The sequence below is a fragment of the Kitasatospora sp. NPDC006697 genome (assembly GCF_042869935.1).
Taxonomy (GTDB): Bacteria; Actinomycetota; Actinomycetes; order Streptomycetales; family Streptomycetaceae; genus Kitasatospora.
Genome location: NZ_JBIAGU010000030.1, coordinates 26,690 through 52,753, shown reverse-complemented (window position 1 = coordinate 52,753; position 26,064 = coordinate 26,690). Strand labels below are relative to the sequence as shown.

At 74.2% G+C, this 26,064-nt stretch carries 20 protein-coding genes and 1 tRNA gene; 10 read left to right on the top strand and 11 right to left on the bottom strand.

Going from position 1 to position 26,064, the window contains the following annotated elements; all coding sequences use genetic code 11:
• Positions 1-56 precede the first annotated feature (56 nt).
• Positions 57-1,799 carry a carbohydrate binding domain-containing protein gene (locus ACFYNO_RS31820; RefSeq protein WP_388020562.1) on the top strand — a complete coding sequence of 581 codons (1,743 nt, stop codon included), beginning with the start codon at positions 57-59 and terminating at the stop codon, positions 1,797-1,799.
• A 401-nt stretch (positions 1,800-2,200) separates the two neighbouring features.
• On the opposite strand, the gene ACFYNO_RS31815 is transcribed toward ACFYNO_RS31820, so the two are convergent.
• A complete protein-coding gene (locus tag ACFYNO_RS31815; protein WP_388020559.1) occupies positions 2,201-3,925 on the bottom strand; it encodes a carbohydrate binding domain-containing protein in 1,725 nt (574 codons plus the stop codon).
• Positions 3,926-4,143: 218 nt separating this feature from the next.
• On the opposite strand from ACFYNO_RS31815, the gene ACFYNO_RS31810 reads away from it, so the two are divergent.
• Positions 4,144-4,830 carry a maleylpyruvate isomerase family mycothiol-dependent enzyme gene (locus ACFYNO_RS31810; protein ID WP_388020556.1) on the top strand — a complete coding sequence of 229 codons (687 nt, stop codon included), beginning with the start codon at positions 4,144-4,146 and terminating at the stop codon, positions 4,828-4,830.
• A 202-nt stretch (positions 4,831-5,032) separates the two neighbouring features.
• On the opposite strand, the gene ACFYNO_RS31805 is transcribed toward ACFYNO_RS31810, so the two are convergent.
• The gene (locus tag ACFYNO_RS31805) at positions 5,033-5,896 is read right to left on the bottom strand and encodes an NAD(P)H-binding protein (RefSeq protein ID WP_388020553.1); all 864 of its coding nucleotides are present in this window, start codon (positions 5,894-5,896) and stop codon (positions 5,033-5,035) included.
• 103 nt (positions 5,897-5,999) lie between these two features.
• Between ACFYNO_RS31805 and ACFYNO_RS31800 the strand changes: the two genes are divergently transcribed.
• Entirely contained in the window at positions 6,000-6,704 is a 705-nt protein-coding gene (locus tag ACFYNO_RS31800; protein ID WP_388020550.1) for a TetR/AcrR family transcriptional regulator, read from the top strand.
• Positions 6,705-6,717: 13 nt separating this feature from the next.
• Here ACFYNO_RS31800 and ACFYNO_RS31795 read toward each other — a convergent pair whose 3' ends face one another.
• The gene (locus tag ACFYNO_RS31795; RefSeq protein ID WP_388020547.1) at positions 6,718-7,266 is read right to left on the bottom strand and encodes a DUF6328 family protein; all 549 of its coding nucleotides are present in this window, start codon (positions 7,264-7,266) and stop codon (positions 6,718-6,720) included.
• Positions 7,267-7,497: 231 nt separating this feature from the next.
• On the opposite strand from ACFYNO_RS31795, the gene ACFYNO_RS31790 reads away from it, so the two are divergent.
• The 4 genes from ACFYNO_RS31790 to ACFYNO_RS31775 all read left to right on the top strand — a co-directional run bounded on the left by ACFYNO_RS31790 (position 7,498) and on the right by ACFYNO_RS31775 (position 10,859).
• Positions 7,498-8,730 carry an ABC transporter substrate-binding protein gene (locus ACFYNO_RS31790; RefSeq protein ID WP_388020544.1) on the top strand — a complete coding sequence of 411 codons (1,233 nt, stop codon included), beginning with the start codon at positions 7,498-7,500 and terminating at the stop codon, positions 8,728-8,730.
• 105 nt (positions 8,731-8,835) lie between these two features.
• Positions 8,836-8,922 (top strand) — tRNA-Leu (locus tag ACFYNO_RS31785).
• Positions 8,923-9,126: 204 nt separating this feature from the next.
• Positions 9,127-9,675 (top strand): hypothetical protein, encoded by a 549-nt coding sequence (locus ACFYNO_RS31780; protein ID WP_388020541.1) that lies wholly within the window; start codon positions 9,127-9,129, stop codon positions 9,673-9,675.
• Positions 9,672-10,859, top strand: coding sequence for a PrsW family intramembrane metalloprotease (locus tag ACFYNO_RS31775; RefSeq protein WP_388020538.1), 1,188 nt, complete (start codon positions 9,672-9,674; stop codon positions 10,857-10,859). Before ACFYNO_RS31780 ends, ACFYNO_RS31775 begins: the two co-directional genes overlap by 4 nt.
• A 39-nt stretch (positions 10,860-10,898) precedes the next feature.
• Here ACFYNO_RS31775 and ACFYNO_RS31770 read toward each other — a convergent pair whose 3' ends face one another.
• A complete protein-coding gene (locus ACFYNO_RS31770) occupies positions 10,899-12,356 on the bottom strand; it encodes an amidase (RefSeq protein WP_388020535.1) in 1,458 nt (485 codons plus the stop codon).
• Positions 12,357-12,488: 132 nt separating this feature from the next.
• On the bottom strand, positions 12,489-15,968 hold the full coding sequence (locus ACFYNO_RS31765) for a glycoside hydrolase family 3 C-terminal domain-containing protein (RefSeq protein ID WP_388020532.1): 3,480 nt from the start codon (positions 15,966-15,968) through the stop codon (positions 12,489-12,491).
• Between the two features lie 199 nt (positions 15,969-16,167).
• Between ACFYNO_RS31765 and ACFYNO_RS31760 the strand changes: the two genes are divergently transcribed.
• Positions 16,168-16,860 (top strand): 2OG-Fe(II) oxygenase, encoded by a 693-nt coding sequence (locus ACFYNO_RS31760; protein ID WP_388020529.1) that lies wholly within the window; start codon positions 16,168-16,170, stop codon positions 16,858-16,860.
• A 7-nt stretch (positions 16,861-16,867) separates the two neighbouring features.
• Here ACFYNO_RS31760 and ACFYNO_RS31755 read toward each other — a convergent pair whose 3' ends face one another.
• From ACFYNO_RS31755 to ACFYNO_RS31745, 3 genes are all read right to left on the bottom strand, one after another.
• Entirely contained in the window at positions 16,868-19,375 is a 2,508-nt protein-coding gene (locus tag ACFYNO_RS31755) for an ABC transporter (protein WP_388020526.1), read from the bottom strand.
• A gap of 95 nt (positions 19,376-19,470) precedes the next feature.
• Positions 19,471-19,968 (bottom strand): RICIN domain-containing protein, encoded by a 498-nt coding sequence (locus tag ACFYNO_RS31750; protein ID WP_388020523.1) that lies wholly within the window; start codon positions 19,966-19,968, stop codon positions 19,471-19,473.
• A 187-nt stretch (positions 19,969-20,155) separates the two neighbouring features.
• Positions 20,156-20,533 (bottom strand): hypothetical protein, encoded by a 378-nt coding sequence (locus ACFYNO_RS31745; RefSeq protein WP_388020520.1) that lies wholly within the window; start codon positions 20,531-20,533, stop codon positions 20,156-20,158.
• A 208-nt stretch (positions 20,534-20,741) separates the two neighbouring features.
• Between ACFYNO_RS31745 and ACFYNO_RS31740 the strand changes: the two genes are divergently transcribed.
• Positions 20,742-21,149 (top strand): hypothetical protein, encoded by a 408-nt coding sequence (locus tag ACFYNO_RS31740; RefSeq protein ID WP_388020517.1) that lies wholly within the window; start codon positions 20,742-20,744, stop codon positions 21,147-21,149.
• 28 nt (positions 21,150-21,177) lie between these two features.
• Here ACFYNO_RS31740 and ACFYNO_RS31735 read toward each other — a convergent pair whose 3' ends face one another.
• The 3 genes from ACFYNO_RS31735 to ACFYNO_RS31725 all read right to left on the bottom strand — a co-directional run bounded on the left by ACFYNO_RS31735 (position 21,178) and on the right by ACFYNO_RS31725 (position 25,315).
• A complete protein-coding gene (locus ACFYNO_RS31735) occupies positions 21,178-22,509 on the bottom strand; it encodes a flavin monoamine oxidase family protein (protein WP_388020514.1) in 1,332 nt (443 codons plus the stop codon).
• Positions 22,510-22,543: 34 nt separating this feature from the next.
• Complete coding sequence (locus ACFYNO_RS31730; RefSeq protein WP_388020511.1) at positions 22,544-22,984, bottom strand: Lrp/AsnC family transcriptional regulator; 441 nt, start codon at positions 22,982-22,984, stop codon at positions 22,544-22,546.
• A gap of 114 nt (positions 22,985-23,098) precedes the next feature.
• The gene (locus tag ACFYNO_RS31725; RefSeq protein WP_388020508.1) at positions 23,099-25,315 is read right to left on the bottom strand and encodes a CRISPR-associated endonuclease Cas3''; all 2,217 of its coding nucleotides are present in this window, start codon (positions 25,313-25,315) and stop codon (positions 23,099-23,101) included.
• 339 nt (positions 25,316-25,654) lie between these two features.
• Between ACFYNO_RS31725 and ACFYNO_RS31720 the strand changes: the two genes are divergently transcribed.
• The gene (locus tag ACFYNO_RS31720) at positions 25,655-26,050 is read left to right on the top strand and encodes a nuclear transport factor 2 family protein (RefSeq protein ID WP_388020505.1); all 396 of its coding nucleotides are present in this window, start codon (positions 25,655-25,657) and stop codon (positions 26,048-26,050) included.
• The last annotated feature ends 14 nt before the right edge of the window (positions 26,051-26,064 follow it).

Genomic DNA, 26,064 nt, shown 5'->3' with positions numbered 1-26,064 from the left:
CGCCACGCCCCCACGCGTCGGTCACGACCACGGCGTCCGGCGGAAGGGAACGCAGCATGTTCCGTCGGAGGCCCCGTACTCCGCGTCCGTCGGGCGGGTTCGGCCCCGCTCCGCAGCGCGCGGCCGTCGAGCGCGCGCCACAGGTCAACCGCACCGCCCGGCCCGGCAGCACGCCGTCCGTCCTGCGGCGTTCGCTCGCGGGCGTCAGCGCCGCCGCCGTCATCGGCACCGGCCTCGCCGTGGCCGGCTCGGTCTCGGCCGGCGCCGCCACCACCAACCTGGTGAACAACCCCGGCTTCGAGAGCGGGCTGAGCGGCTGGAGCTGTTCCGCCGGCACCGCCGCGGCGGTCAGCACCCCCGTCCACTCCGGCAGTTCCGCGCTGAAGGCCACGCCGACCGGCCAGGACACCGCGCAGTGCGGCCAGACGATCAGCGTGCAGCCCAACTCGCAGTACACGCTGAGCGCCTACGTCCAGGGCAGCTACGTCTACCTGGGCGCCACCGGGACCGGCGCGGGCAGCGACCCGTCCACCTGGACGCCGGGCAACAGCGGCTACGGCCAGCTCAGCGTCAGCTTCACCACCGGGGCGAGCACCACCAGCGTCACCGTCTACCTGCACGGCTGGTACGGGCAGCCCGCCTACTACGCGGACGACGTGTCGCTCACCGGCCCCGCCGGCGGCGGCAGCCCGACCCCGACCACCGCGCCGCCGACCAGCACCCCGCCGACCAGCGCGCCGCCCACGACCGCCCCGCCGACCACCACGGCGCCGCCCACCACCGCGCCGCCCACGACCACTCCGCCGACCAGCGCCCCGCCCACCACCACCCCGCCGAGCGGCGCCACCTGCCCGACCAAGCCGCGGCCGGCCGGCAAGGTGCTGCAGGGCTACTGGGAGAACTGGGACGGCGCCTCGAACGGCGTCCACCCGGGCATGGGCTGGATCCCGATCACCGACAGCCGGATCGCCGCCAACGGCTACAACGTCATCAACGCCGCCTTCCCGGTCATCCTCTCCGACGGCACCGTCGAGTGGCAGAACGGCATGGACACCAACGTCAAGGTGGCCACCCCCGCCGAGATGTGCGCCGCCAAGGCGGCCGGCGCGACGATCCTGATGTCGATCGGCGGCGCCTCCGCCGGCATCGACCTCAGCTCCAGCACCGTCGCCGACCGGTTCGTGGCGACCGTGGTGCCGATCCTCAAGCAGTACAACTTCGACGGCATCGACATCGACATCGAGACCGGCCTCTCCGGTAGCGGTTCGATCGGCACGCTCTCCGCCTCGCAGGCCAACCTGGAGCGGATCATCGACGGCGTGCTCTCGCAGATGCCGGCCGGCTTCGGCCTCACCATGGCCCCCGAGACGGCGTACGTCACCGGCGGCAGCGTCACCTACGGCTCGATCTGGGGCGCATACCTGCCGATCATCAAGAAGTACGCCGACAACGGCCAGCTGTGGTGGCTGAACATGCAGTACTACAACGGCAGCATGTACGGCTGCTCCGGCGACTCGTACCAGGCCGGCACGGTGCAGGGCTTCACCACCCAGACCACCTGCCTGAACAACGGCCTGACCATCCAGGGCACCACCATCAAGGTCCCCTACGACAAGCAGGTGCCCGGCCTGCCGGCCCAGAACGGCGCGGGCGGCGGCTACATGGCTCCCAGCCTGGTCAGCCAGTCGTGGAACTCCTTCAGCGGCTCGCTGAAGGGCCTGATGACCTGGTCGATCAACTGGGACGGCTCCCAGGGCTGGAGCTTCGGCGACAACGTCAAGGCTCTCCAAGGTCGCTGACGCCTCGTCAGACAGCACAGTCGGACCGCACCCGCGCCCCGGAGCCGAGCTCCGGGGCGCGGGCGTGTCAGCGCCGCACCTCGCGATGCCGCCACCGGCACCGGCCCGAAGAGCGCACCTCGCCGGCTGCGCCGGGACCGCCGAAACCCTGCGCCGGACCGGGCAGTTCGAGGAGCCCGAGCAGCGGCGGTTCGACCACCGGTCTGCTCACCCCTGGTGCGCCCCGGCTAACCGGCCGCCGTACTCGGCGCGGTGGGCCAGGCCGTCGACGCCCTCGGCGGCGGCTTCACGATGCGCTGCACCACCCTGGCGGCCGGCGCCGTCCGCACCACCGGCCACCGAACGCCGAACTGCCCCGGTCGGCGGGCCGACCGGGGCAGCGCGGGGGACGGGCGGGGCGGTCAGCTCAGGGTGAAGTCGTCCGCGGTCACCGCGGCCTGGCCGTACCAGCCGTGCACGTAGACCGTCACCGTGCCGCTGGCGCCGGTGGTGAACGGCACCGAGAGCTGGTTCCAGGCGGTGCTGTTGGACCAGGCGGAGGCCGTTGCGCCGCCCGAGACGCCCACGTAGGCGTACGGGCCCTGGACCCACGCCGTCAGCGTGTAGCTGTGGTTGGGGGAGAGGGTGACCGTCTGGTCGACCTCGCCCGTGCTGCCGGCGGTGGGGGTCGCCTGGAGCGCGTGGCTGCCGGAGTGCACCGGGCTGGAGACCACCGTGCCGCTGCCCGTCCAGGGGCTCAGGCTGCCGGTCTCGAAGCCCGGGTTGACGAGCGGGCCGCCACCGCCGGTCCCGCCGCCACCGCCGCTGCCGGTGACCGTCAGCGTGTAAGTGGCGCTGTGACTGCCGGTGCTCGCGGTGCCGGTGACGGTGATCGGGTAGGAGCCCGCCGCCACCGAGGAGCCGACCGCGGCCGTCAGGGTCGAGCTCCCGCCGGAGCTGACCGAGGCCGGGTTGAACGAGAGGGCGACGCCCGCGGGCGCCCCGGAGGCCGCGAGGCTCACCGACTCGGCGCTGCCGGAGGTGATGGTGGTCGAGACGGCCGCCGTGGCGGAGCCGCCCTGCGCGACCGAGGCCGAGCCCGGGGCCACCGAGAGCGAGAAGTCGCTGCCGGTCGTGCCGCCGCCACCGCCGCCGGTGCCCGCGTACGGCACGAAGGTGTCGGTGAAGGCCAGGTTGCTCTGGCTCAGCTCGCTACAGGTGGAGAGCGAGCCGGCCGAACCGGCGCACGGCTGGTCGCGGTTGACGGACCAGAAGGCCAGCCGGCCGACGCCGTGCTGGGCCGCGAAGGCCTCCACCGACTGGGCGTCCGCCAGGGTGAAGGTGGAGCCGTCGTCGTTCTTGCCGATCATCGGGGTGATCCCGAGGTTGGCGTAGGTGTAGCCCGGGTCGACCGACTGCATCTGGGCGAGCGTGGCCTGGGCCGCGGCGATCGAGCCCTGGCCCATCTCGGTGCCGGCGCCCGCGTAGTAGTCCATGGTCATGATGTTGACCACGTCGATCTTGATGCCCGCGGTCTTCGCGGCCTTCACGATGTTGACGCCGTCGGAGGTGAGGCCGTTCGCGAGCACCGGCAGCGTCATGGAGAACTGCAGGCTCGGGTTGGTGGCCTTGAGGTCCTTCATGGCCTGCATCTGGCGGGCCACCGAGGCGGTGTCCGCGATGGCCGCACCCTCGACGTCGAAGTCGAGCTGGGTGACGCCGTAGTCGTTGATCAGGGCCTGGTAGCCGGCGTCGATGCTGCTCTGGGTGGAGCAGGTCCACGCCAGCGCCAGCCCGGAGGCACCGCCCGAGGAGATGATCAGGGAGGCGCCCTCGGCCTTGGCCTTGGCGATCTCCGGGTCGGTGAAGGAGTCGGCACCGATCGGGAGGGTGTCGCCCCAGATCTGGTTGCAGCCCGACCCGAGCACGAACGCGGCGGTGTAGGCCTTCAGGCCGTGCGCCGTGATCGCGGTGTCGAGCATGCCCTCCTGACTGTTCGACATGTCGACATAGGGCGCGACGGAGTAGACGCTCGAGCCGGTCGCGGCAGTGCCGGCCGCGCTACTGGTGGGGGCCAGTGCGACCAGTGAGCCGGCCGCGGCCAGCGCGACCGCGCTGACCGAGCCGACGATTCTTGCCATACGCATGGCAGTGGACCCTTCCGGGAACGCCCGAGGGGCGTTGTGGGGGTGTGGGGGAAGAGAACCGTCAGGCCCAGCCTGACGTTGGTACATACCAAACCGCCTGCCATACCCGGCGTCAAGAGGACTAGACAACCCGCATCCTGACAACACGCCGGGCACGCGGCTCCTCCACAGGCTCCCGGGCCACCCCGCGTCCCGGCGGTCGCGGTACTTTTGGCGCCATGGACTACCTGGTCGCTCTTCGACGTGAACTTGACCTGCTCGGTGCCGCGCTGGACGGCGACCTGACCGCTCCGGTGGAGCACTGCGGCAGTTGGACGGTGGCGGACCTGGCCGTGCACGTGGGCGCGGGCAACCTCTGGGTGGTCACCGCGGTGCGCGAGAAGCACGGCCGCGACTACGACGAGGGCGCCGCGCCCCGCGACCCGGCCGCCCTGCGGGCCTGGTTCGCCGGCTCCTCGGAGGCGCTGATCGAGGCCCTGTCGGTGGACCCCGACACCGAGGCCTGGACCTTCGCCGTGCCGCACACCGTCGCCTTCTGGCACCGGCGCCGCGCCCAGGAGACCCTGGTGCACCGCTGGGACGCCGAGCACGCGCTCGGCGCGGTGACCCCGTTCGACCCCGAGCTGGCCGCCGACGGTGTCGCCGAGGTCTTCGAGATCATGGCCCCCCGGATGATCTCCCGCGGCGCCGCCACCGCGCCCGCCCGGGCCGTGCGGATCACCGCCACCGACGCCGCGAGCAGCTGGACCTTCGGCCCCGGCGAGCCGGTCGCCGAACTCCGGGGCACCGCCCAGGACCTGCTGCTCACCCTCTGGGGCCGCCTCCCGCGCGAGGCCGGCTCGCTGAGCTGGACGGGAGACCGCGAGGCCGGACTGGCCGCGCTGGCCGGCCCGCTGGTGCCGTGACCGGCCGACGGAGCGGACTCCCGCCCGCGCGCCCGGCCGCCGCGTTCGAGCTCACACCCAGCTGACCCGGCCGTCGTCGAGGCCGGAGCGGCGCATCCGGATCAGTCGGTGCGCTGCACGAGGTGAGTGCCGGCGGGACGGCTGGCGGGAGGGTCACCTCAACGGCTCACAAGGAAACGGGCCGCCCTGATTGCCGCTCCCGTCACCCCTGCGCCAACGCCTCCCGCAGCACCTCGCCCACCCCCACCGGCTCGCGCCCGAGCAGCGCCGCCAGCGCGGGATCCACCGTTGCGAACTCCCCGGCCCGGGCGGCGGCGAAGATGCCGCCCAGCTGCGCCGCCAGCTCCGCCGGCGTGCCGTGCGCCACCAGCTGCGCCTGGAACTCCTCGTCGGAGAGCACGCTCCTGCTCATCGCCCGCCCCGTCACCCCGGCGGCCAGCTCCGCCAGGTCCGCGAAGTCGTACGCCGGGCCGGCCGTCAGCGGCGGCGTCGGCCCGTCGAAGCGGACCTCCCCGGCGAGCACGGCGGCCGCCGCCTCCGCGAGGTCGGCGTGCGCGGTCCAGGCGAACGGCCCGTCAGCGGGCAGCGCCAGCTGCCCGGAGGCCAGCGCCTGCTGCAGGAAGTGCGCCGCGCTGCTCGCGTAGAAGCCGTTGCGCAGCGCGGTGAACGGGACGCCGCAGGCGCGCAGCAGGTCCTCGGTGGCGGCGTGGTCGCGGCAGGCCTGGAAGTGCGAGGCCGGGTCGGCGCCCATCTGGCTGGTGTAGACGATCCGCCGGGCGCCGGCCGCGACCGCCGCCCCGATGGCGTTGCGGTGCTGGGCCACGCAGGCCTCGCCCATCCGGTCGACGGAGACGAGGAGCACCTGCGAGGCGCCCTCGAGGGCGTGGGCCAGGCCGGCCGGGTCGGTGAAGCTGCCCTGCCGCACCCGCACGCCGCGGTCGGCGAGGGCCCGTGCCTTCTGCGGGTCGCGGACGCTGACGCCGACCTGCTCGGCCGGCACCCGGGTGAGCAGCCGCTCGACGGTCTGGCGCCCCAGCAGTCCGGTGGCTCCGGTCACGATGATCATGGTGCACTCCCATGCCCGCACGGCGGGCGTTGATTCCAGCGGAAACATCAAGACAGTAACATCGATACTAACGATGGAACCATCGCTGCGATACCGTTGATCCATGCCAGCAGCACGCACCTCCGCCACGCAGGAGCAGACCCGGCAGCGGGTCATCGAGGCGGCCATCGGCCTGCTCGCCCGCGGCGGCCGCGACGCCGTCACCACCCGCGCGGTCGCCGACGCGGCGGGCCTGCAGCCGCCGGCCATCTACCGGCTGTTCGGCGACAAGGAGGGGCTGCTCGACGCGGTCGCCGAGCACGGCTTCACCGCGTTCCTCGCCACCAAGCACGTCGACCCGGACCCGCGCGACCCGATCGAGGACCTGCGCGGCGGCTGGGATGTGGCGGTCGAGTTCGGCCTCGCCAACCCGGCCCTGTTCACCCTGATGTACACCGAACCGGGCGGCACCGCCTCGGCCGCCTACCAGGCCGGCATGGAGATCCTGCGCGGCCGCATCCGCCGCCTGGCGGCCGGCGGCTGGCTGCGCGTCGACGAGGAACTGGCGGCCCAGATCATCCACGCCACGGCCCGCGGCACCGTGCTCACCTGGCTCTCGCTGCCCGAAGAACGCCGCGACCCGGCCCTGTTGGCCGCGATGCGCGAATCCATGGTCACCGCCGTCACCAACCAGCGCCCCGCCCTCCGCGACCCCGGGCCGGCCGGCGCCGCCCGCGCCCTGCGCGCCGCACTGCCCGAGCAGGCCCCCCTCAGCCCGGGCGAACAGCACCTCCTGACGGAGTGGCTGGACCGCCTCGCCGCCGGCTGACGGCCCGCCACGCTCAGCCGGCGTCCTCCCCGTCACGCTCCGCCTCGCGCCGTACCGCCCACGGCAGGACGAACCACAGCGCGGTGAAGATCAGCGCGACCACGCAGCTGACCGCGATCGCCGGCGCCGCCCCGAGCACCACGTCCAGCACCAGCAGCACGGCACCGGTCAGCGCGGCGGCGAGCAACAACAGCCCGAGCTGCGCGACCCGCGCGGACACCCTGACGATCCGTGCCTTCGCGGGATGGTGCGCGAGCCCGCGGTGCAGGGCGACCGGCGTGGCGAACACGGCGGCGGCCACCACGCTCAACAGCAGGGTGGTGACGTAGATGTCCTGCTGGGCATCGTCGAGCGAAGCGAACCGCGGCGTGAACGCCACCCCCAGCAGGAACGCGAAGACGATCTGCACCCCGGTCTGCAGCACCCGCAGCTCCTGCAGCAGCTCCACCAGCCGCCGATCGGCCCGCATCTTCGGGCTCTCCTGCTCCGCCGACGCGGGCGCGGGCGCGGGCTGACGCGGAGCGTCGGGGTCGGGGTCGTGCTCGGGCGCGGTGCTGGGCATGCGCCAGCTTCTCACGCCCCGCCGGCCCGGGCGCCGATCCCGCGCGCCGCCTCCCGGGTGCCCTTCCCCGCCCGCTGTTGCCGCTGTGTCCGCCGGCCGTTCACGTGCGGTACCTCCCGCCGTGCACCACGCCGAGTTGGCTGTACTAGTTCCCCGTGCAGCCAGCCGAGTTGGCTGTACTGGTCCACTTCCCGCCCGGTGTGGCATCGCAGTTCGAGGAAGGTACACGGCATGACCAGCTGGACCCGTCCAGGTCGGGCCCTCGCGGCGTTCACCCTGCTGCCGGCACTGTTCGCGGCCACCGGCTGCGGCGGCAGGGCGGCGGCGACGGACGACGGTGCCTACACCGTGATGACCTGGGCCCCCTCCGGCACCGGCGCCTTCGACCGGACCGGCGTGACCGCGCTGGCCGAGCTGATCGGCCGTGAGGTGAACAGCAAGGGCGGGATCGACGGCCACCGCCTGCGCGTGCTCACCTGCAACGAGCACAACACCGTGGCCGGCGGGATCGCCTGCGTCGACGAGGCGGTGGCGCAGAAGGCGGTCGCCGTGATCGGCTCCTACAGCCTGAACAGCGACGCGCTGCTGCCCGGACTGGAGAACGCCGAGATCCCCTACCTCGGCGGCTACGGCCTGACCGGCGCCGAGTTCACCAGCCCGCTCTCCTACCCGGTGGCCGGCGGCATGGCCACCCTGGTGATCGGCAACGGCCGCCAGCTGGTCGCGGCCGGCTGCCGCACCGTCGCGCTGGTCCGCCCGGACAGCTCGGCCGGCGACCGGCTGACCGGCTACCTGGCCGGTGCGATCAAGCCGGAGAACGGCAAGCTGGTCGACGTCCGGGTCAGCGAGAAGACCCCGGACTACGCCGCCGCCGCCCGCAAGGCGCTCGGCGACGACCGGGCCGGCAACTGCGTCAGCGACGCGCTCGCCCCCGAGCAGAGCGGCAGGTTCCTGGACGCCTTCCACCACCTCAAGGCCGCGCACACCCTGCTCGGCGCGGTGATCGGCAGCGTCCCCCAGTCGGTGCTCAGCCCGAACGGCGCGGCCGACGGCGTGCTCAACGGCGCCTACGTGACCGGCTGGTACCCGCCGGCCTCGGCGCACGCCTGGGACGCGCTGCGCTCCACCATCGGCGGCAACCCGATCGACCTCTCCGACCTGGCGGTGCAGACCACCTGGGTCGCCTACCAGGTCTTCCTCACCGCGGCCGACCGCCTGCACGGGGCGGGCACGCCGATGACCGCCCAGCACCTGCGCGAACTGCTGGAGAGCGGGGACACCCTGGACGACGGCGGCGTCACCCCGCCGCTGAGCTGGGGCGACATGCTGCCCAACGCCGAGTCGCCCCGGCTGGTCAACACCTGGGTGACGTACCAGCAGGTCTCCTCCGGCCAGCTGACCGAGCAGCAGAGCGGCTACGCCGACACCCGCTGGGCCTTCACCGGAGCCGCCCCGCCGCAGTGACCCGCCGCAGTGACCCGCCCTGCTGCGCCGCCCGCGCCGGCGGGACGGTCGGGGGCTTGGCGCGGAGCAGCCCGAAGACCGTATATAGTTTCTTTCAGCACCGATGCGCGGGTGGCGGAATAGGCAGACGCGCTGGATTCAGGTTCCAGTGCCCGAAAGGGCGTGGGGGTTCAACTCCCCCCTCGCGCACCACTGAGGCTGGTCGAAGCGAAAGCTTCGACCAGCCTCTTCTGGTTCCCGGGCTCATCGAGTCGATCTTCGCTCCCTATACTCTTCGCTCATACGATTTTCACATCCTGCATCCTGAGGGACTGTCGGATCAGGCGGAGAGGAACGGCCGGCGTGCGTGCGGTGAGGCCGAGTCGGGGGAGTGTGCTCCCGGCCGTGGTGGTCGTGGTGATCGGACTGGTCCTGGCGGTGGGGCTCCCGCTGCTGGACCGGTCGGTCAAGGACAACGCGGTGGTGGCGGCAGGGGACCGGCTGGAGCTGGGCGACGGGCTGACGATCGCGCCCCCCGAGGGCTGGCGCCTGACGAAGGGGGTCACGGTCGACATGCCGACGCTCGTGCCGGCCCAGCCCAAGTCCACCTCCCTGCTCACCGACGGGCCGGTGAAGGCCGTGCTCCAGGTGGGGCCCTTCCGCGGCGACTCGGTCCGGCTGCTGGAGCAGATGAACCGGAACGCGGTCCGCTCGACCACCAAGGCGGGGTTCACGGCACGGGGCGAGCGGACGGCGGTCGTCTCGACCGACGGCCTCGACGGCGTGCAGGAGCGGTACACCGCCGACTCCGGCGAGGGGACGCTGACCGCCTTCGCGCTCCCCGGCGACCGCGGCCTCGTGGTGGCGGTCACGGCCCCGGACGGCGGGCAGCTGTCGGCCCGCAACGAGCAGGTCCAGCGGATGCTGTCGAGCCTGGCGCTGACCGGAACGGGGGACCGGTCGTGACGACGGAGACCGCGGCCGCCGGTCCGGACCTCGAGGCGGCCCGGACCGCCGCGATCGAGGACTCCGGCTGGGGCACGCCCTTCGCCCTCCTCCAGTGGCGCAACGCCTGCTTCTGGCTGCTGCTCGCCGGCCTGGCCGCCGGTGCGGTGCAGACGGTCCGGTACTACCGGCCGGGCGCCGCCGCCTACGGCACCGGCCTGGCCATCGGCGTGATCGCGTTCGCACTCTTCACGGTCCCCTGGGTGCTCCTGCTGCGCCGCCACAACCGGCGGTACACGGGGCTGCCGGCGAAACTGCTCGCCGTCGCCTTCGCCTGGGGCGCGCTGACCGCCACCTTCGTGGTGGCACTGCGGGCCAACAGCGCGGGCCTCTCGCTCTACGGCAAGCTGTTCGGGCACGGCTGGGCGAGGGACTGGGGCGCCGGCCTGACCGCGCCGTTCACCGAGGAGCCGGCCAAGGCCACCGCGCTGATCCTGCTGCTCGGCCTGGCACCGCGGCTGATCCGGTCCCCGTACGACGGGCTGCTGATCGGGGCCTTTACCGGGCTCGGCTTCCAGGTCATGGAGGACGTCCTCTACACCTACAACGCCACCGTGGCCGCCTTCGGCGCCGACCAGGTCCCCGTCGCGCTGCAGATGGCGGTGGTCCGCGCGGTGGTCGGTCCGGTCTCGCACGCCCTGTTCAGCGGAGTCCTCTTCGCCGGCCTGATGTGGGCGATCGGCCGCGGCCGGCCCGGCCGGCGGGTGACCGGCCTGCTGCTGGTCGCCGGCGCGATGCTGATGCACGGGGTCTGGGACGACCTCGCCGCGCTTGGCACCGCCGCCCTCGGCGTGCTCGGGGTGCTGGCCGTCGCCGTGCTGGCACCGGCGGCCTCGCTGCTGCTGCTCTGGCGCACCTTCCGGCTCGCCGTGCCGCAGGAGCGGCAGTGGCTGCGCGACATCCTCCTCCCGGAGGCGGCGGCCGGCCTGCTCTGGCCGATCGAGGTGGCCGCCGCCACCGGCAGCCGCAAGGAGCGCCGGGCCTACCTCCGGGCCTGGCAGGGCCGGGCGGGCAGGAAGAAGGGCAAGCGCCTGCTCCGCGCGACCCGCCGGCTGGCCCGCGAGCTCGCCTTCGCCCGGGGCGGCGCCGAGGAGGCCGTCACCCGGGCCCGGCAGGAGATCACCGGCCTGCGGGCACCCGCCTGACGGCCGCTCACCCTGACGGCCGCTCAACCGGACGACGGCTCACCCTGACGGCGGCGCCTGGAAGCCGCCGATCCGCTGCTCCAGCAGCTCGGCCAGCCGCAGCGGAGTGCGGTCCTCGAACATCGGGCCGATGATCTGCACCCCCACCGGAAGGCCCTCGGGCGAGCGGCCGGCCGGCACGGCGGTGGCCGGCAGACCGGCCAGCGTGGCCAGGCCGGCCCAGACCAGCTGGTGGAAGTACGGGTACGCGGCGCCGTCGATGTCGAGCAGCCGGCCCCGCGGGTCGGGGGCGTGGTCGTGCGGGAAGGCCGGCGTGGGCGTGACCGGGCAGACCACGGCGTCGTACTGGGCGAAGAGCCGGCGCCAGGTCTGCCGGAGCAGCTCGCGCCGGGCGTTCGCCGCCAGCCAGTCCGCGTGGCTGAGCACCATGCCGCGCAGCAGCACCGCCGCCAACCCCTGGTCCGCCGGGTCCAGCGCGGCCGCGCGCTCCCGCACCTGCGCCGGCGTCTCCACCGGGAACCGCGCGGGCGAGCCGGAGAAGAGGAAGAGCAGGTAGAGCATGCCGGCCTCGGCCAGGTCGGGCAGCAGCGGGCTGCTCCGGTCGACCCGGGCGCCGCCCTCGGCCAGCGCCCCGGCGACCCGCTCGACCCCCGCCCGCACGGCGGCCCCGGTCGGGATCACCGGGTGGTCGTCGAGCACCAGCACCCGGAACCCGCGCAGCTCCCGGTGCCGGGCCGGCGGCAGCCGCAGCTGGTAGGCCACCCCGGTGGTCAGCGGATCCGGCCCGGCCATCACGTCCAGCAGCAGCGTCAGATCGCGGGCGGAGCGCGCCATCGGGCCGACCACGGCGAGGTCGTGCTCGCCCGGCAGCGCCGGCTCGCCCGGCGGGACCATGCCGCGGGTCGCCGCCAGCCCGATCGTCGGCTTGTGCGCGTACACGCCGCAGAAGTGCGCGGGGGTGCGCAGCGAGCCGGCCAGGTCGGAGCCGATCGAGAGCGCGCCGAACCCGCAGGCCAGGGCCGCCGCCGAGCCGCCGGAGGAGCCGCCCGAGGTGCGGGTGGGGTCCCACGGGTTGCCGGTGGTGCCGTAGAGCGGGTTGAAGGTCTGGATGTCCTGCAGCCCCACCGGCACGTTGGTCTTGCCGAGCAGCACGGCGCCCGCGGCCTTCAGCCGCGCCACCTGCACCGCGTCCTCGGCCGGCCGGTGGTCCCGGTGCTCCGTCAGGCCCCAGGTGGTGGGCAGCCCGGCGACGTCGTACGACTCCTTGACGGTCACCGGGATGCCGAGCAGCGGCAGGTCCACCCCGTCGGCGCGGGCCCGGTCGGCGGTCCGCGCCGCGCTCCGGGCCCGGTCGAAGTCCGGCACGCAGACCGCGTTGACCTGCCCGTCCGCCTGCTCGATCCGGGCGATCGCCTGGTCGGTGAGTTCCACCGAGCTCACCTCGCCGGCCCGGAGGGCGGTCGCGAGCTCGGTTGCCGTACGAAAGATCGAATCCATGGAGCGGACCGTAACCGGGTCGCGACGGAGCCACGAAACGCCGCCCGCCGCAAGGGAATCCCCGGCCGGGTCCGGTGGACCGGCGGCCCGCCACAGCGCGCCGCCGGTCCACCGGAGCTCAGCCCCTCGGCCTCACTGCACGACCGACCAGACGAAGGTCGCCGTCCCCGACACCCCCGCCCGGTCCGTGGCCGTGACCGTGACCGTGTACGTCCCCAGCGCGCTGCCCGCGCCCGAGAACGTGCCGTTCGGCGCGATCGCGATGCCCGGCGGCAGGCCCGTCGCGGTGAAGGTGAGCGCCTGCGCGGAGTCGGAGTCGACCGCCTGCACGCCGAACGAGACCGCCGCGCCCTTCGGGCTGCTGTAGCCGAACGGGTTGACCACCCCGACCGTCTCCGCACCCGGCAGGCCGGAGCCGGGCGCGACGTTCGCGCTGACCGCCGTGTTGGCGAGCGAGACGCCCGCCCCCGAGGCGCCGGCGGCGACCTGCCCGGTCAGCGTCTGCGCGAGCGAAGTCGAGCCGCTGAGCGGCAGGTTGGCGGAGGAGTCGCCGACCCTGATCGAGTAGCTGCCGGCCGGCGCCTCCCACCGGTTGTCCGCCTGCGACCAGGAGGCCAGGTCGTGCACGGTCAGCGGAAAGCTCACCGTGGTGCTCTGCCCGGGGTTGAGCACCACCCGCTGGAAGCCGCGCAGCTGCTCCGGCGGATCCTGGCTCGCGGCCGGATCGCCGACGTACAGCTGCGCCACCTCCGCGCCCGCCACCGGGCCGGTGTTGGTGACCGTCGCGGTCACGGTGGCGTCCCCGTTGGCGTCGAACGGGCCGACCGCCAGGTTGCCGAAGGCGAACGAGGTGTAGGAGAGCCCGAAGCCGAACGGGAAGGCCGGGGTGAGGTGTTGGGACTGGTACCAGCGGTAGCCGATGTCCACGCCCTCGCTGTAGGTGGTCCCGGTCGCGGTGCCCGGCCACTGCGCGGTGGTCTGCGCCGGCACCTGGCCGAGGCTGCTCGGGAAGGTCACCGGCAGCTTGCCGGAGGGGTTGGCGTTGCCGAACAGCAGCGCCGCCACGGCCGCCCCGGTCGGCTGGCCGCCGTACCAGTTCTCGAACACCCCGGCCACCGAGTTCAGCCACGGCATGACCACCGGCGAACCGCTGTTGACCACCACGACGGTGTGCGGGTTGGCCGCCGCCACCTGCGTGATCAGCGCCTCCTCGGTGGCGGACAGGTTGAGCGTGGCGAGGTCGGACTCCTCGCCCTCCGGCGCGCTGACGAAGACGACGGCGTCGGTCGCGGCCCGCGCGGCCGCCACCGCCTGCGGGATGTTCGCGGTGCCGTTGTCGTCGCCCGCCGTGTAGCCGACCTTGACGTTCGGGCCGGCCGCGTTCTGGATGCCGGTCAGCGGCCAGACCGCGTTCGGGCTGTTCACCCCGCCGCTGCCGCCACCGGCGATCTCCACCGCGGCGCCGCCGTCGGTGCCGATCACCGCGATCGACTCGCTGCCCTTCGGGTCCAGCGGCAGGATGCCGTTGTTCTTCAGCAGCACCGTGCCCTCCTCGCCCAGCTGCAGCGCGGTCTGCTGGTGCGCCGGGGTGGTGACGGTGGCCGAGAGCGAGCCGGCGGCCGGGTTGTCGAAGAGGCCGAAGGCGAACATCTGGGTCAGGATCCGGGCCACCATCGCATTGAGCGTCCCCTGGTCGAGGGTGCCCGCCGAGAGTGCGGCGGAGATGTCGCTCGCGTTGGAGAACGGCATCGCGATGTCCATCCCGCCCTGGGCGTCCGCGACGGCGTTGCCCGCCGCGCCCCAGTCTGAGACCACGAAGCCGCCGTAGCCGGCCTCGTCGTCCAGTCCGTGCTGCAGCAGCTGGGCGCTGGCGCAGGACGGGGCGCCGTTCACCACGGCGTAGGAGCACATCACCGAGGCGGGCGCGGACTGCTCGATCGCGGCCTGGAACGGCGCCAGGTACAGCTCCTCCAGGGCCTGCCGGCCGACCGTCTCGTTGTTGGCGCCGTTCGGGTACTGCTCCTGGTCGTAGGCGGCCGCGTGCTTGACGTCGGCCATCACCCCCTGGCCCTGCAGGCCCCGGACCTCGGCGGAGGTGATCCGGCCGGCCAGGTACGGGTCCTCGCCGTAGGTCTCGTAGGTGCGGCCCCAGCGTGGGTCGCGCACCAGGTTGGTGGTCGGGCCGAGCGAGATGTTCACGCCCTTGCCCGCGAACTCGGCGCCCTTGGCCGCGCCCTCCTGCTGGATCAGCGCCGGGTCCCAGGTCGCGGCGGCGCTCTCGCCGTCGGGGAAGGCGGTGACGCCGCCGTTGCCGTCGCCGACCCCGGACGGGCCGTCCTCCATGTTCAGCGGCGGCAGGCAGAGGTTGGGGATGCCGCCGACCTGGCCGATGTAGCTGCTGCTGCCGTCACCGGAGACCAGGGTGGCCTCCTCGGCCCGGTCCATGGTGTCGAGCACCTGCTGGACCCGCTGGGCGACCGGCGCCGTGGAGCCCACCCAGGGGCAGACGCCGTTGCCGCCGCTCCCGTTGCCGCCGGAGACCGGGGCCGTGGTGGTCAGGCCGTGGACGCTGAACTCGAAGACGGAGTAGCCGAACTGGGTGCCGCGCGCGGTGCCGTACAGCCGCACGTAGCGGGCGGTCGCGGTGACCGGGATGCTCTGGTTGCCGCCGGTGCCCGTGGTGGTGGAGTAGAGCGTGGTCCAGTTCGCGCCGTCGCCGGAGACCTGGATCTGGAAGGCGGTGGCGTAGGCGGCCTCCCAGAGGACGCCCACCCCGCAGATCTGCTGCGGCGATCCGAGGTCCACCGTCAGCCACTGCGGATCGGCGGCCGCGCTGGACCAGCGGCTGCCCGGGTTGCCGTCGGTGGCGGCGGAGGCCGGGTAGGCGGTGGCGTCCTGGGTGGAGGAGGCCGTGGTCGGCTGGTCGAGCGCCAGGTCCTGGATGCCGCAGTACTCGGTCGGGCCGCCGCCGGTGCCGCCGGTCCCGCCACCGCCCTGGGCGAAGGCGAGCGAGTGCAGGTTCCAGCCGTTGGTGTCCTCGGCGAGGGTCAGCGTCTGGGGGCCGGCCGGCAGCGTGACGGTGGCGGTGACGGTGCTCCAGGTCTGGTAGCCGCCGGTGTTGGGCACGGCCACCGCGCCGGTCAGGTTGGCGCCGGCCGCGTCGGCGAGGTGGAAGGCGTCGGCGATGCCGTACGGCGAGGCGACCCGGAACGAGACGGTGTAGCTGCCGGCGGCGGCCGCCTGGACGGTGTAGTCGAACCACTGGCCGGGTGTGGCCCAGCCCAGGTCGTAGGCGCCGCCGGGCACGCCGGTGCCCTGGTTGTCCGCGGTGGCCTCCAGGTCCACCCCGTCGGGACGGTAGGCGTTGGCGGTCCCGTTGGCGGCGGTGACGCTGTAGCCCGCGCCCTGGCCGCCGGTGTCGTAGTTCGCGGCCTGCACGGTGCCCGGCACGGCGGCGGGCGTCCCGCCGAACGCCGCACCGCCCGCCGCCGACGCCGCATCGGGCAGGCCGACCAGCGGGACGGCCACCAGTGCGGCGACGGCGAGCAGGGCGCGCAGCAGCGGCCTGGACGGTAAGGGGCGACGGGCGGCGGGCCTTCTTCGAGGGAGCATCAGCCGGTCCTCTCCGGGTGGGGGAAGGGAGTGGGTGAGAGAGCGCTCTCTCACCCGCTGCGCAGGATGCTCCTGGCTCAACGGGGTGTCAAGGCTTCGAACAGGGCGGGCTCCTGAGGAGAGCGCTCTCGCAGGCCGCCCGCGCCGCGACGTCCGAATGCCGCCAGCACCCGGCGGCCACCGGTAGCAGAGTGCGGGTATGACCCTCAGCACCACCGACTGGCCGGCCCTCACCGCCGAACTCGACGCCAACGGCTGCGCCCTCACCCCGCGCCTGCTCGACCCCGTCCAGTGCCGCGCGATCACCGCCCTCTACGACCGGCCGGAGCTGTTCCGCAGCACCGTCGACATGGCCCGCCACCGCTTCGGCTCCGGCCAGTACCGCTACTTCACCCACGACCTGCCCGAGCCCGTCGCCGCCCTGCGCGAAGCCCTCTACCCCCGCCTGCTCCCCATCGCCCGCAGCTGGGCCGGGAAGCTGGGCCGCCCCGCCCCGTGGCCCGACACCCTCGCCGAGTGGACCGCCCGCTGCCACGCCGCGGGGCAGGACAAGGGCTCGCAGATCCTGCTGCGCTACGGCCCGGGCGACTGGAACGCGCTGCACCGCGACCTCTTCGGCGAGCTGGTCTTCCCGCTCCAGGTGGTCATCGGCCTCGACGCGTACGGCACCGACTACACCGGCGGCGAGTTCCTGCTGGTCGAACAGCGCCCCCGCGCCCAGTCCCGCGGCACCGCGACGGTGCTGCCCCAGGGCCACGGCCTGGTCTTCACCACCCGCGACCGCCCCGTCCCCTCGGCCCGCGGCCACCGCGCCGGCCCCGTCCGACACGGCGTCAGCACGGTGCGCAGCGGCCGGCGGCACGCGCTCGGCCTGGTCTTCCACGACGCCTGAGCGGGACTCAGCCCGCCGCCAGGTGCTCGCGCAGGTGCCGGGCCGTGGCGCCCTCGCCCCGCTCGGCGACCTCGTGCGGGCGGCCCTCGGCCACGATCCGGCCGCCCTCCTCGCCCGCGCCCGGGCCGAGGTCGATCACCCAGTCCGCGGCGGCCACCGTCCGCAGGTCGTGCTCGACCACCACCAGCGTGTTCCCGGCCGCCACCAACCGCTGCAGCTGACCGACCAGCAGGTCGACGTCCGCCGGGTGCAGGCCGCTGGTCGGCTCGTCCAGCAGGTAGAGGGTGTGCCCGCGTGGTGCCCGGTGCAGCTCGCTGACCAGCTTGATCCGCTGCGCCTCCCCGCCCGACAGGGTGGTGGCGCTCTGGCCCAGCGTCAGGTAGCCGAGGCCGATCTCCGCGAGCAGCTCCAGGATCCGGGCGGCCGGCTGGACCTCGCGCAGGAAGTCCAGCGCCTCCTCCACGCTCATCGCCAGCACCTCGGCGATGCTGCGGCCGCGGTGGCGGACCGTCAGCGTCCCCGGGTTGTACCGCGCACCGTGGCAGACCGGGCAGGGCGCGGCCTCGGTCGGCAGGAAGAGCAGCTCGACGCTGACCACCCCGTCGCCCAGGCAGCGCGGGCAGCGGCCCTGCGCGAGGTTGAAGGAGAACCGGCTGGCGGTGTAGCCGAGCCGCCGGGCCTCGGGTTGGGCGGCGAAGAGCTTGCGCACGCTGTCGAAGAGCCCGGTGTAGGTGGCCAGGTTCGACCGGGGCGTGCGCCCGATCGGCTTCTGGTCCACGACCACCAGCCGGTCGATCCGCTCGATCCCCGCCGCCGACCGCACGCTCACCCGGTCCACCGGCTCCGGGACACCGTCCTCCTCGTCCTCGCCGTCGGTGACCACCGCCTCGCCCGGGTGCAGGTGCTCCCGCACCGTCTCCGCCAGCGCCCGCCCGACCAGCGTGGACTTGCCGGAACCCGAGACCCCCGTGACCGCCGTCAGCACCCCGAGCGGGAACGCGGCATCGACCTCGTGCAGGTTGTGCCCGGTGACGCCGGTCAGCCGCAGCACCCCCTGCGGCGTGCGGGCCTGCCCCGGACCGGGCAGGGCGGGCACGGCGGCCGGCGGCAGGTAACGCGCCGTCACCGACCCAGGGGCCGACCGCAGACCCGCCGCCGGCCCGCTGTACAGCACCTGCCCGCCGTGCCGCCCCGCGCCCGGCCCCAGGTCCACGATCCAGTCGGCGGCGCCCAGCACCTGCGGGTTGTGCTCCACCACGAAGACGCTGTTGCCGGCCGCGCGCAGCCGCCGCAGCGCGGTGAGCAGCAGCTCGGTGTCGGCGGGGTGCAGGCCGGCCGAGGGTTCGTCCAGCACGTACAGCACCCCGAACAGCCCGCTGCGCAGCTGGGTGGCCAGGTGCAGCCGCCGCAGCTCCCCGGCGGAGAGCGTGGTGGTGGCGCGGCCGGTCGCCAGGTAGCCCAGCCCCAGACCGGTCAGCGCCGCCAACTGGTCCAGCAGCTCGCCGATCATGGCCCGCGCGGCCTGGGCCCGTTCGGCGGGCAGTGCGGCGGTCTCCGGGTGGGTGGCCGCCTCGCGCAGGAGCTCGGCGAGCCGGGTGAGCGGCATGGCGCCGGCGGCCGCGATGTCCCGGCCCGCGACGGTCACCTCCAGGGCCTTCGGGTTGAGCCGCCGGCCCTGGCAGGCCGGGCAGGTCTGCTCGGTCATGAAGGAGGCGGCCTTGGCCCGCAGGTGCGCCGCCTTGGTGGTGGCGAAGGTGTGCAGCACCCACTTGCGGGGGCTCAGGTAGGTGCCCTGGTAGGGGCGGGTCACCCGGTGCGCCTCGCGCACGGGGTGCACCGTGACCACCGGCTGCTCGTCGGTGGTCAGCAGCCACTCGCGCTGGCCGGCGGGCAGGGTGCGGAACGGCACGTCGATGTCCACGCCGAGCTCGGCCAGGATGTCCCGGTAGTTCTTGCCCTGCCAGGCACCCGGCCAGGCGGCGATCGCGCCCTCCCGGATGCTCAGCGTGTCGTCGCCGACCAGCCGCTCCACGGCCACCGAGTGCAGCCGGCCCAGGCCGGAGCAGTCGGGGCAGGCGCCGGCCGCGGTGTTGGGGGAGAAGCTGTCGGAGTCCAGCGGCGCCGCGCCGGGCGGGAAGGTGCCGGTCCGGGAGTAGAGCATCCGCAGCACGTTGGAGACCCGGCTCACCGTGCCGACGGTCGAGCGCGAACTCCCGCCGCTGTGCTGCTGGCGCAGCGCGACGGCGGGCGGCAGACCGCTGATCGAGCCGACCCGCGGCGCCGTGCCCTGCTCGATCAGCCGCCGCGCGTACGGCGCGACCGACTCCAGGTACCGGTGCTGCGCCTCGGCGTAGACGGTGGCGAAGGCGAGCGAGGACTTCCCCGAGCCGGAGACCCCGGTGAACGCGACGACCAGGTCGCGGGGGAGGTCGATGTCCAGGCGGCGCAGGTTGTGCTCGGCGGCGCCGCGGACCTCGATCATCCCGTACCCGCCGTCGGGTGCTTCTGCTGCCATACCCCGTAACGTATCCGCCCGTCCGCCGGCCCGGCGCGGGGCGGCCGGTGATCGGGTGACGGGCCGGGCCCGCAGGACCCGGCCCGCGGCCGCCGTCAGCCGAGCAGGAACCGCTGCGCCGGGTCGCCCGCGTCGCAGGGCTGCTGCTCCAGCGGCTCGCCGTTGGTGCCCAGGTAGCCGGCGACGGTCACGCACTTGTCGGCGAAGGTGACGATCTGGACCGCCTGCTGCCCGGCCACCGGACGGAAGGTGAACCACTGCGCCGGGGTCTGGTTGCAGGTGTACTGCTGGATCCGGGCGCCGTCGTCGGGGTTGCGCTTGCGCACGTCGACGCACTTGCCGAAGGAGGTGCGGATCTCCAGCGTGCCGTTGGCGTTCGGGCTGATCGAGAACTGCTGGGCGTCGGAGTCGTTGCAGTCCCACTGGCGGATGTCGGTGCCGTCGGTGATCTGGCTCCAGGCGACGTCGACGCACCGGAGCCCCGCCGTCACCAGCGTGCCCGGCTTGACCGTCACCTTCGCGGCTGGTGCGGCGAGCGCTTGCGGAACCGGCGTGGCCGCTGCCGCCACCAGGGTGAGGAGCGGAGCGGCCACGACGGCGGAGCGGAGTCGAATCACGTTCACGGGGATCGCTTTCGGTGAAGGGATGGGACAGCCCCCAGCCTCACCTCTGACGCTGTGTAATCTGCTAATGACACAGTCATATGATCAGAATTCACCCGGCCGGGCGTTCAACCCCCGCGCTCCGCTCGGCGCTTGGCCCGTGGTCAGCGGCTCCGGATCAGTTCCAGATGCCCCAGGAGAGACCGCCGAAGTGGTCGATGATCTCGGTGCGGACCGAGTGGCCCGGCCCGTCGTAGATCCACGGCGACTGCGAGCCGCTGATCGAGTCGTACACCGGCCGGCCGTTGCCGCTGTCCCAGACCAGGAACTCGCAGTGCCCGTTGGTCCGGGTCGGGTCGATGGCCTGGTAGTCGTGGTAGAGGCCGTCGCTGGACAGGCGCGGCTCGATCTTCTGGATGGCGTCGCAGTTCTGCGTGCTGGGCATCTGGAAGTCGCCCTCGGTGGCGGAGGCCGGCGAGGCGACGGCCAGGACGAGCGCGGCGCCCGCGGCCAGCACGGCGACGGTGGACCGCAGCGAGGTACGGCGAGACAGCATCAGTGGTTCCCCCGAATACCGGATCCCGGCGCACGCGCCGGCGGGAGGCCCCCGCCGCGGTTCGGCCGGACGACAGGATGCTTCCAATCACCGGTCGCACTGACAAGGGCCGGACCGCTTTCCGGACACTCCCGCACAACACCCGCCCCCGCTCGCCACTTCCGGCTCGCGTCCGCGGCGGCGACGGCGGCCCGCTACCGTGGGCGGGGTGACTCCCGATGAGAACCTGCGGGCACTGGCCGCGCTGGAAGCCGGCTTCCGGCGGGACGAGGCGGCGCTCGCCGCGCTGTCCCAGCGCGCACCGGACGAGGCCGCACTGCCCGTCCTGCTCGCCGCCTACGGCGTCCGGACCCTGGACGCCATGGTGCTGATCGCCTCCGGCACCACCGATCCCGCCGAACTGGACACCCTGCTGCAGCAGAACGTCACCGCCCGGATGTGCGCCACCCTCGGACGGACCCTCACCTCCTGGGCTGCCGAGGCCCCGGACGCGGCCTCCGGCGACATCGCCCGCGCGGTGATCGACGCGATCCTCAGCTTCACCCAGAACGGCGACGAGAGCTGCGTCCTCCCGCTGCTGGCCGGCCTGCGCGCCCAAGCGCTCGAGGCACCCTGAGGCCCCCGGGTTTCCATCCCGGCCGGCCTCACCCCTCGGCGCGCACGCCCCGGGTGAGGCCGGCCAGCGGGACCGCCGCACCGAGAACGCGCTCGGCCGCGCGGTGGCCCGACATCAGCGCGCCGTGCACGGTGGCCGGCTCGTCGCCGCTGGTGGCCTCGCCGGCGAAGTGCAGGACGCCGTCCACCGGGCCGGCCAGCGCGTCGTGGTCCTCGAGGCAGGAGCCGACGGGCACGTAGGAGTACGAGCCGAGCGCGAACGGATCGGCCGCCCAGCGGGTGATCCAGTGCCCCACCGGCTCGGGGACGGCCGGGCCGTAGGCCTCGCGCAGCGGGGCGAGCGCCGAGGCGGCGACCTGCTCGTCCGTCAACTGCTCGATCTCCCGCCCCCAGGCGCCGCCGGCGAAGGTCAGCAGCATCGGCTCGCCGCTCACCGCCGAGACGTCGTACCAGGAGTGCCACGGCACGCCGGCCCGGCCGTGCTGGCGGATCGCGTAGACGCCGTCCTCCCAGAAGCGCTCCGGGAACCGCAGGAAGACCTTGTTGAAGACGCCCATCCCGAGCCGGTCGATCGGCCCCGCGACGCTCGCGGGCAGCGCGGGCTCGAACGCGATCGCGCCCGCCTTGAGCACGCCCAGCGGCACCGTGACGATCACCTGGGCGGCCTCGAAGGCGCCGTCCGCCGTCTCGACCCGGACCCCGGCGGCCGAGCGGGCGATCGCGGTCACGGTCGTGCCCAGGCGCACGTCGAGGCCCTGCGCGAGCGCCTGCGGCAGCGCGTCGTAGCCGTCCGGGAAGATCACCTCGTCGCCCTCGATGGCGTCCTCGTCGAGCCCGTGGGCGGCGACCTGCCCGATCTCCGCCCCGCACTGCTCCTCCGTGCGGTGCCGGTAGAACACCCGGAGCCGGTCGGCGCGTTCGGGTGCCCAGCCGGTGGCGGCGAGGGCGCGCTCGGTGACGGCGGCGTAGCTCTCGCCGGGCCCGGAGTCCGCGACGACCTTCTGCAGCAGGCCGTCCGCCGTGGCGACATCCGCGTGCCAGCCGCGCGTGGCCGCGGCGTCGAAGGGGCGCCGCGACTCGTCCAGGTCGGCGATCGGCCGCCCGCCGGCCTGGAAGCTGCCGACCGTGAACTCGTGCGTCGCCATGCCGAGTTCGGCCACGATCCCGGTGAGCGGATTGCCGGTCAGGCCGTGGATCCAGGAGGCCCCGCGGTCGACCGCGAACCCCGCCGTGCGGTCCGTCCAGACCCGCCCGCCGACCCGGTCGCGCGCCTCCAGCACGACGACCCGCTGTCCCGCGGCGTGCAGCAGGCGGGCTGCGGTGAGGCCGGCGACTCCCGCGCCGACGACGATCGTGTCCATGGTTCTGCTCCAGTGAGGGGGTGGGGGCGGCGCCTCAGCGCGCGGGCCAGCGGAAGCGGTTGGTGTGGATCGCGAAGTAGGGGAAGTTCTCCACCGACGCCACGCCCTCGACGGCCCGCACCACGTCGTTGACGAAGTCCAGCAGGCCGGCCGGGCGGTCGCAGACCACCTCGACGAACAGGTCGAAACCGCCGGCCGTCAGCACCGCGTACATGACCTCGTCGTGCCGGGAGAGTTCGTCGGCCACGGCCCGCGGGTCGCCGTCGACGCGCAGGCCCAGCAGCGCCATCGTCTGACGGCCCATCGTCATCGGGTCGGTCACGCCGACCACCTGCACCGCCTTGGCGTCGATCAGCCGCTGCAGCCGCAGCCGCGCGGCGGACGGCGACAGGCCGACCTTCGGCCCCAGCTCGGCGTAGGGGATGCGGCCGTCCACCTGGAGCTCGCGCAGGATCGCCTGGTCGATCTCGTCCATGCCGGAGCCCATCTCCCTACGACGGTGCGAACAGCAGCCCGAACCGCTGTGACGAGCACAATGCCCGATCACGGCGCTCGATTCAAGCGTCCGGGCGCTCGAATCGAGCGTCCGCTACTCCGGCACCGGACCGTCGTGGCGCGCGCTGGAGCGCCAGTCGGCGATCCGGACCAGCATCTCCAGGTGCGCCAGCCGGAACGGGCCGAGGTCCGCCCGGTCCCGCAGGGCGGTGGCCCGCCCGGTCCAGCCGCCGCCCGGACGGAACTCCCCGGTCCGCAGCACCCGGGCGGCGAACCGCTCGCCACTGGAGAGCAGCACCTCCGGCACCGGGTCGCCGTCCTCGACACCGAGCAGGCGCGGCGCCTCGTCCGGGCCCGGACGGGCCGCGAGCCGCACCTTGCCGTGGTGGGCGGCCGCCAGGTACGCGACCAGGAAGTCGGCGCCCTCGGCCAGCAGCACCAGCGCGCTGACCAACTCGTGCCGGAAGTACGGCCGCTCGCTGATCCCGGTGCTCCACGGGGCCTTGGACTTCGCCAGCAACCCGGCGGGCGGGTCCCCGCCGCCGGACCGCAGCATCCGCTGGAACACCTCGTGGCACTTGCCGAGATCGTGGTAGCGGGCCGCCAGCAGCACGGCCTCCCGGTGTGCGGGATCGAGCGGGTCCCGGTCGTCGGCGAGCGCGGCCAGCAGGACGGCCGCCTCCTCCTCGGTCTCCTGGAGGTGCTGGTCCAGGCTCACCCAGGCGGCGCACGCGAAGGTCCAGGACGGTGCGGGCGGGCCGCCGGCCACCGCCACCGGGGTCCGGTCCTCCGGCCACCAGCCCTCGGCCGGACGGTAGCCGCCGCCCTCGGCGTCCAGCAGCACCACCGAGCCGGGCCGCAGCTCCCCGGCCGCCGCCCGGCGCCACCGCCCGTCCATCCGGTCGCGCAGCCACCCCCGGTCCGCCAGCAGCGGTTCCAACTCGGCGAGCGGGACGGGGCAGAGCTCGCCCCGGCCCGGATCGGGCTCGTCCTCGGCCGGGCCCGCCGTGTCCCCGGCCGCCCAGGAGCGCCAGGCGACCAGCGCCACCGGATCCCGTACCGGCGCGCACCAGGCGTCGGCGGCCGCCGCACCGCCGGGGGCACCCTCGTCGAAGAGCGCCAGCAGCGCCGCCGGGGCCGGCCCGGTCCCGTCCTCCCGCGGCTCGGCGATCCGCGCCTCGAAGAACTCCTCCCCGGTGGTCTCCGCCCCGTCCCGGGCGGTCAGCCACTGCACCACCGCCGGCTCCCCGCCGCCCTCCGGCGGCACGCACCAGAGCAGGTCGCCGCCCCCGGGATGCTCGCCGTACCGGTTGCAGCGCCCCGCCCGCCGCACCAGCGCGCTCCAGGGGGCGAGTTCGGTCAGCACGGTGCGGGCCGACAGCTCCAGCCCGGCGGCCGCATCCGCCGTGGCCACCACCAGCGGTCCCGGCTCGGGCTCCTCCCCGGCCCGCCGGTAGGGGTGCAGCAGCACGGGGTCGGGCCGCGCCGGGCCCCCGTCCGCGGAGCCGGCCAGCGCCCGGTGGAGCTCCCGGGCCCGGGCCGGGGTGTTGACCACCACCAGCGTCCGGGTCCCCGGCCGGTGCGCGGCGCGGACCGCCGCGGCCAGCGCGGCGGCGTACGGCTCGGAGCGGGGGAGCACCAGCTCGCGCACCCGCAGCCGCCGCACCTCGCCGACGCCCTCGGCCGCCCGCAGCACCGGACCGTCCGGCCCCCGGCCGTCCCAGGTCGAGCCCAGCCAGAGCGTCGCGGTCGGCGCCGCCGTGCCCAGCGCCTCGCGGCTGCGCTGCAGCGCGATCCCGGCGGCGCGGGCGGCGGGGGAGAAGAGGTGCAGCTCGTCGAAGACCCACTGGGCGTCGTTGTGCAGCAGCGCGTAGGAGATGGCCGCCATCCGGGGCTGGTCCGCCTGACCGTGCATCAGCGCCCGGCTGAGCAGCAGGTCCTGCGTGCCGACCAGGATCGCCGTCCGTTCCGGCCGCCGCCGCCAGCCGCCCTCCTGCGCGCCGGCCCCGGCCAGCACGTGCAGCCCGACCTGCTCCTCCAGACCGAGCCGGCCGAGCCAGCCGGCGATCCGCCCGGCGGTCTCGGCGGCGAGCGCCCCCGTCGGCAGGACGTACACCAGCCGCCGCGGCGTCCCCTCCGGCGCCCCGTACAGCCGTCGGTACAGCCAGCCGAGCACCACCCCGGCCGTCTTCCCGGTCCCGGTGGGCGCCTGCAGCACCCCGGGCAGCCCCTCCGCGGCCAGCCGGCCCTGGAACGGACGCGGCGCCGCGCCGACCGCCGCGATGACGAACTCCTCGAACGTGTCCGCCATGGCCCGCTCCTCCCTCGGCCCGAACACCGGGCACCGTCGCCCGACCCTATTGCGCACACGGCCCGGGGGACACCCGCGGAGATCCCCCACCGAGGTGGGTGGCGCACCGGACGGGTGCTCTCGCCCGTCCACGATCAACTGCCGATCGCAGAGCCGTTCTCGAGCCCGTACCCCGATCAACAGAGAGCTGTCCGACAGTTCCCGCCGGTCGGGCGGCGCGCACCGGCCGCCCGACCGGGAGCGCCGCACCGGCGCCCCGGGTAGAATCCGCGCCCGCCCAGTGCCACGCTGGAGTGGTCAGCCGCATTTCCCACCCGCATCGGAAGGTGGCGAGGAGCCATGGCTGAACACCCGCACGCCGCGCTGGTCCGCCAGGGGTACGAGGCGTTCTCACGGGGTGACATGGAGGCCCTGAGAGGCATGATGACCTCGGACTGCACCCAGCACGTCCCCGGCACCAGCACCATGTCCGGCGACTTCAAGGGCGTGGACGCCGTCCTCGGCTACTACGGCAGGCTGGCCGCCGAGACCGTCGGCACCTTTCGGGTCGAGATGGAGCACCTGTTCGTCGACGGCCGGGGCCACGTGATGTCGGTCCACCGCTTCACCGCCGAACGGGCCGGCCGGACGATCGACATGCTGGGCGGCATCGTCTTCCGCATCATCGGCGAGAAGATCACCGATCTCGACGAGTGCGTCGAGGACATGGCGGCGACCGACGAGTTCTGGTCCTGAGACCCGCCGTCCGC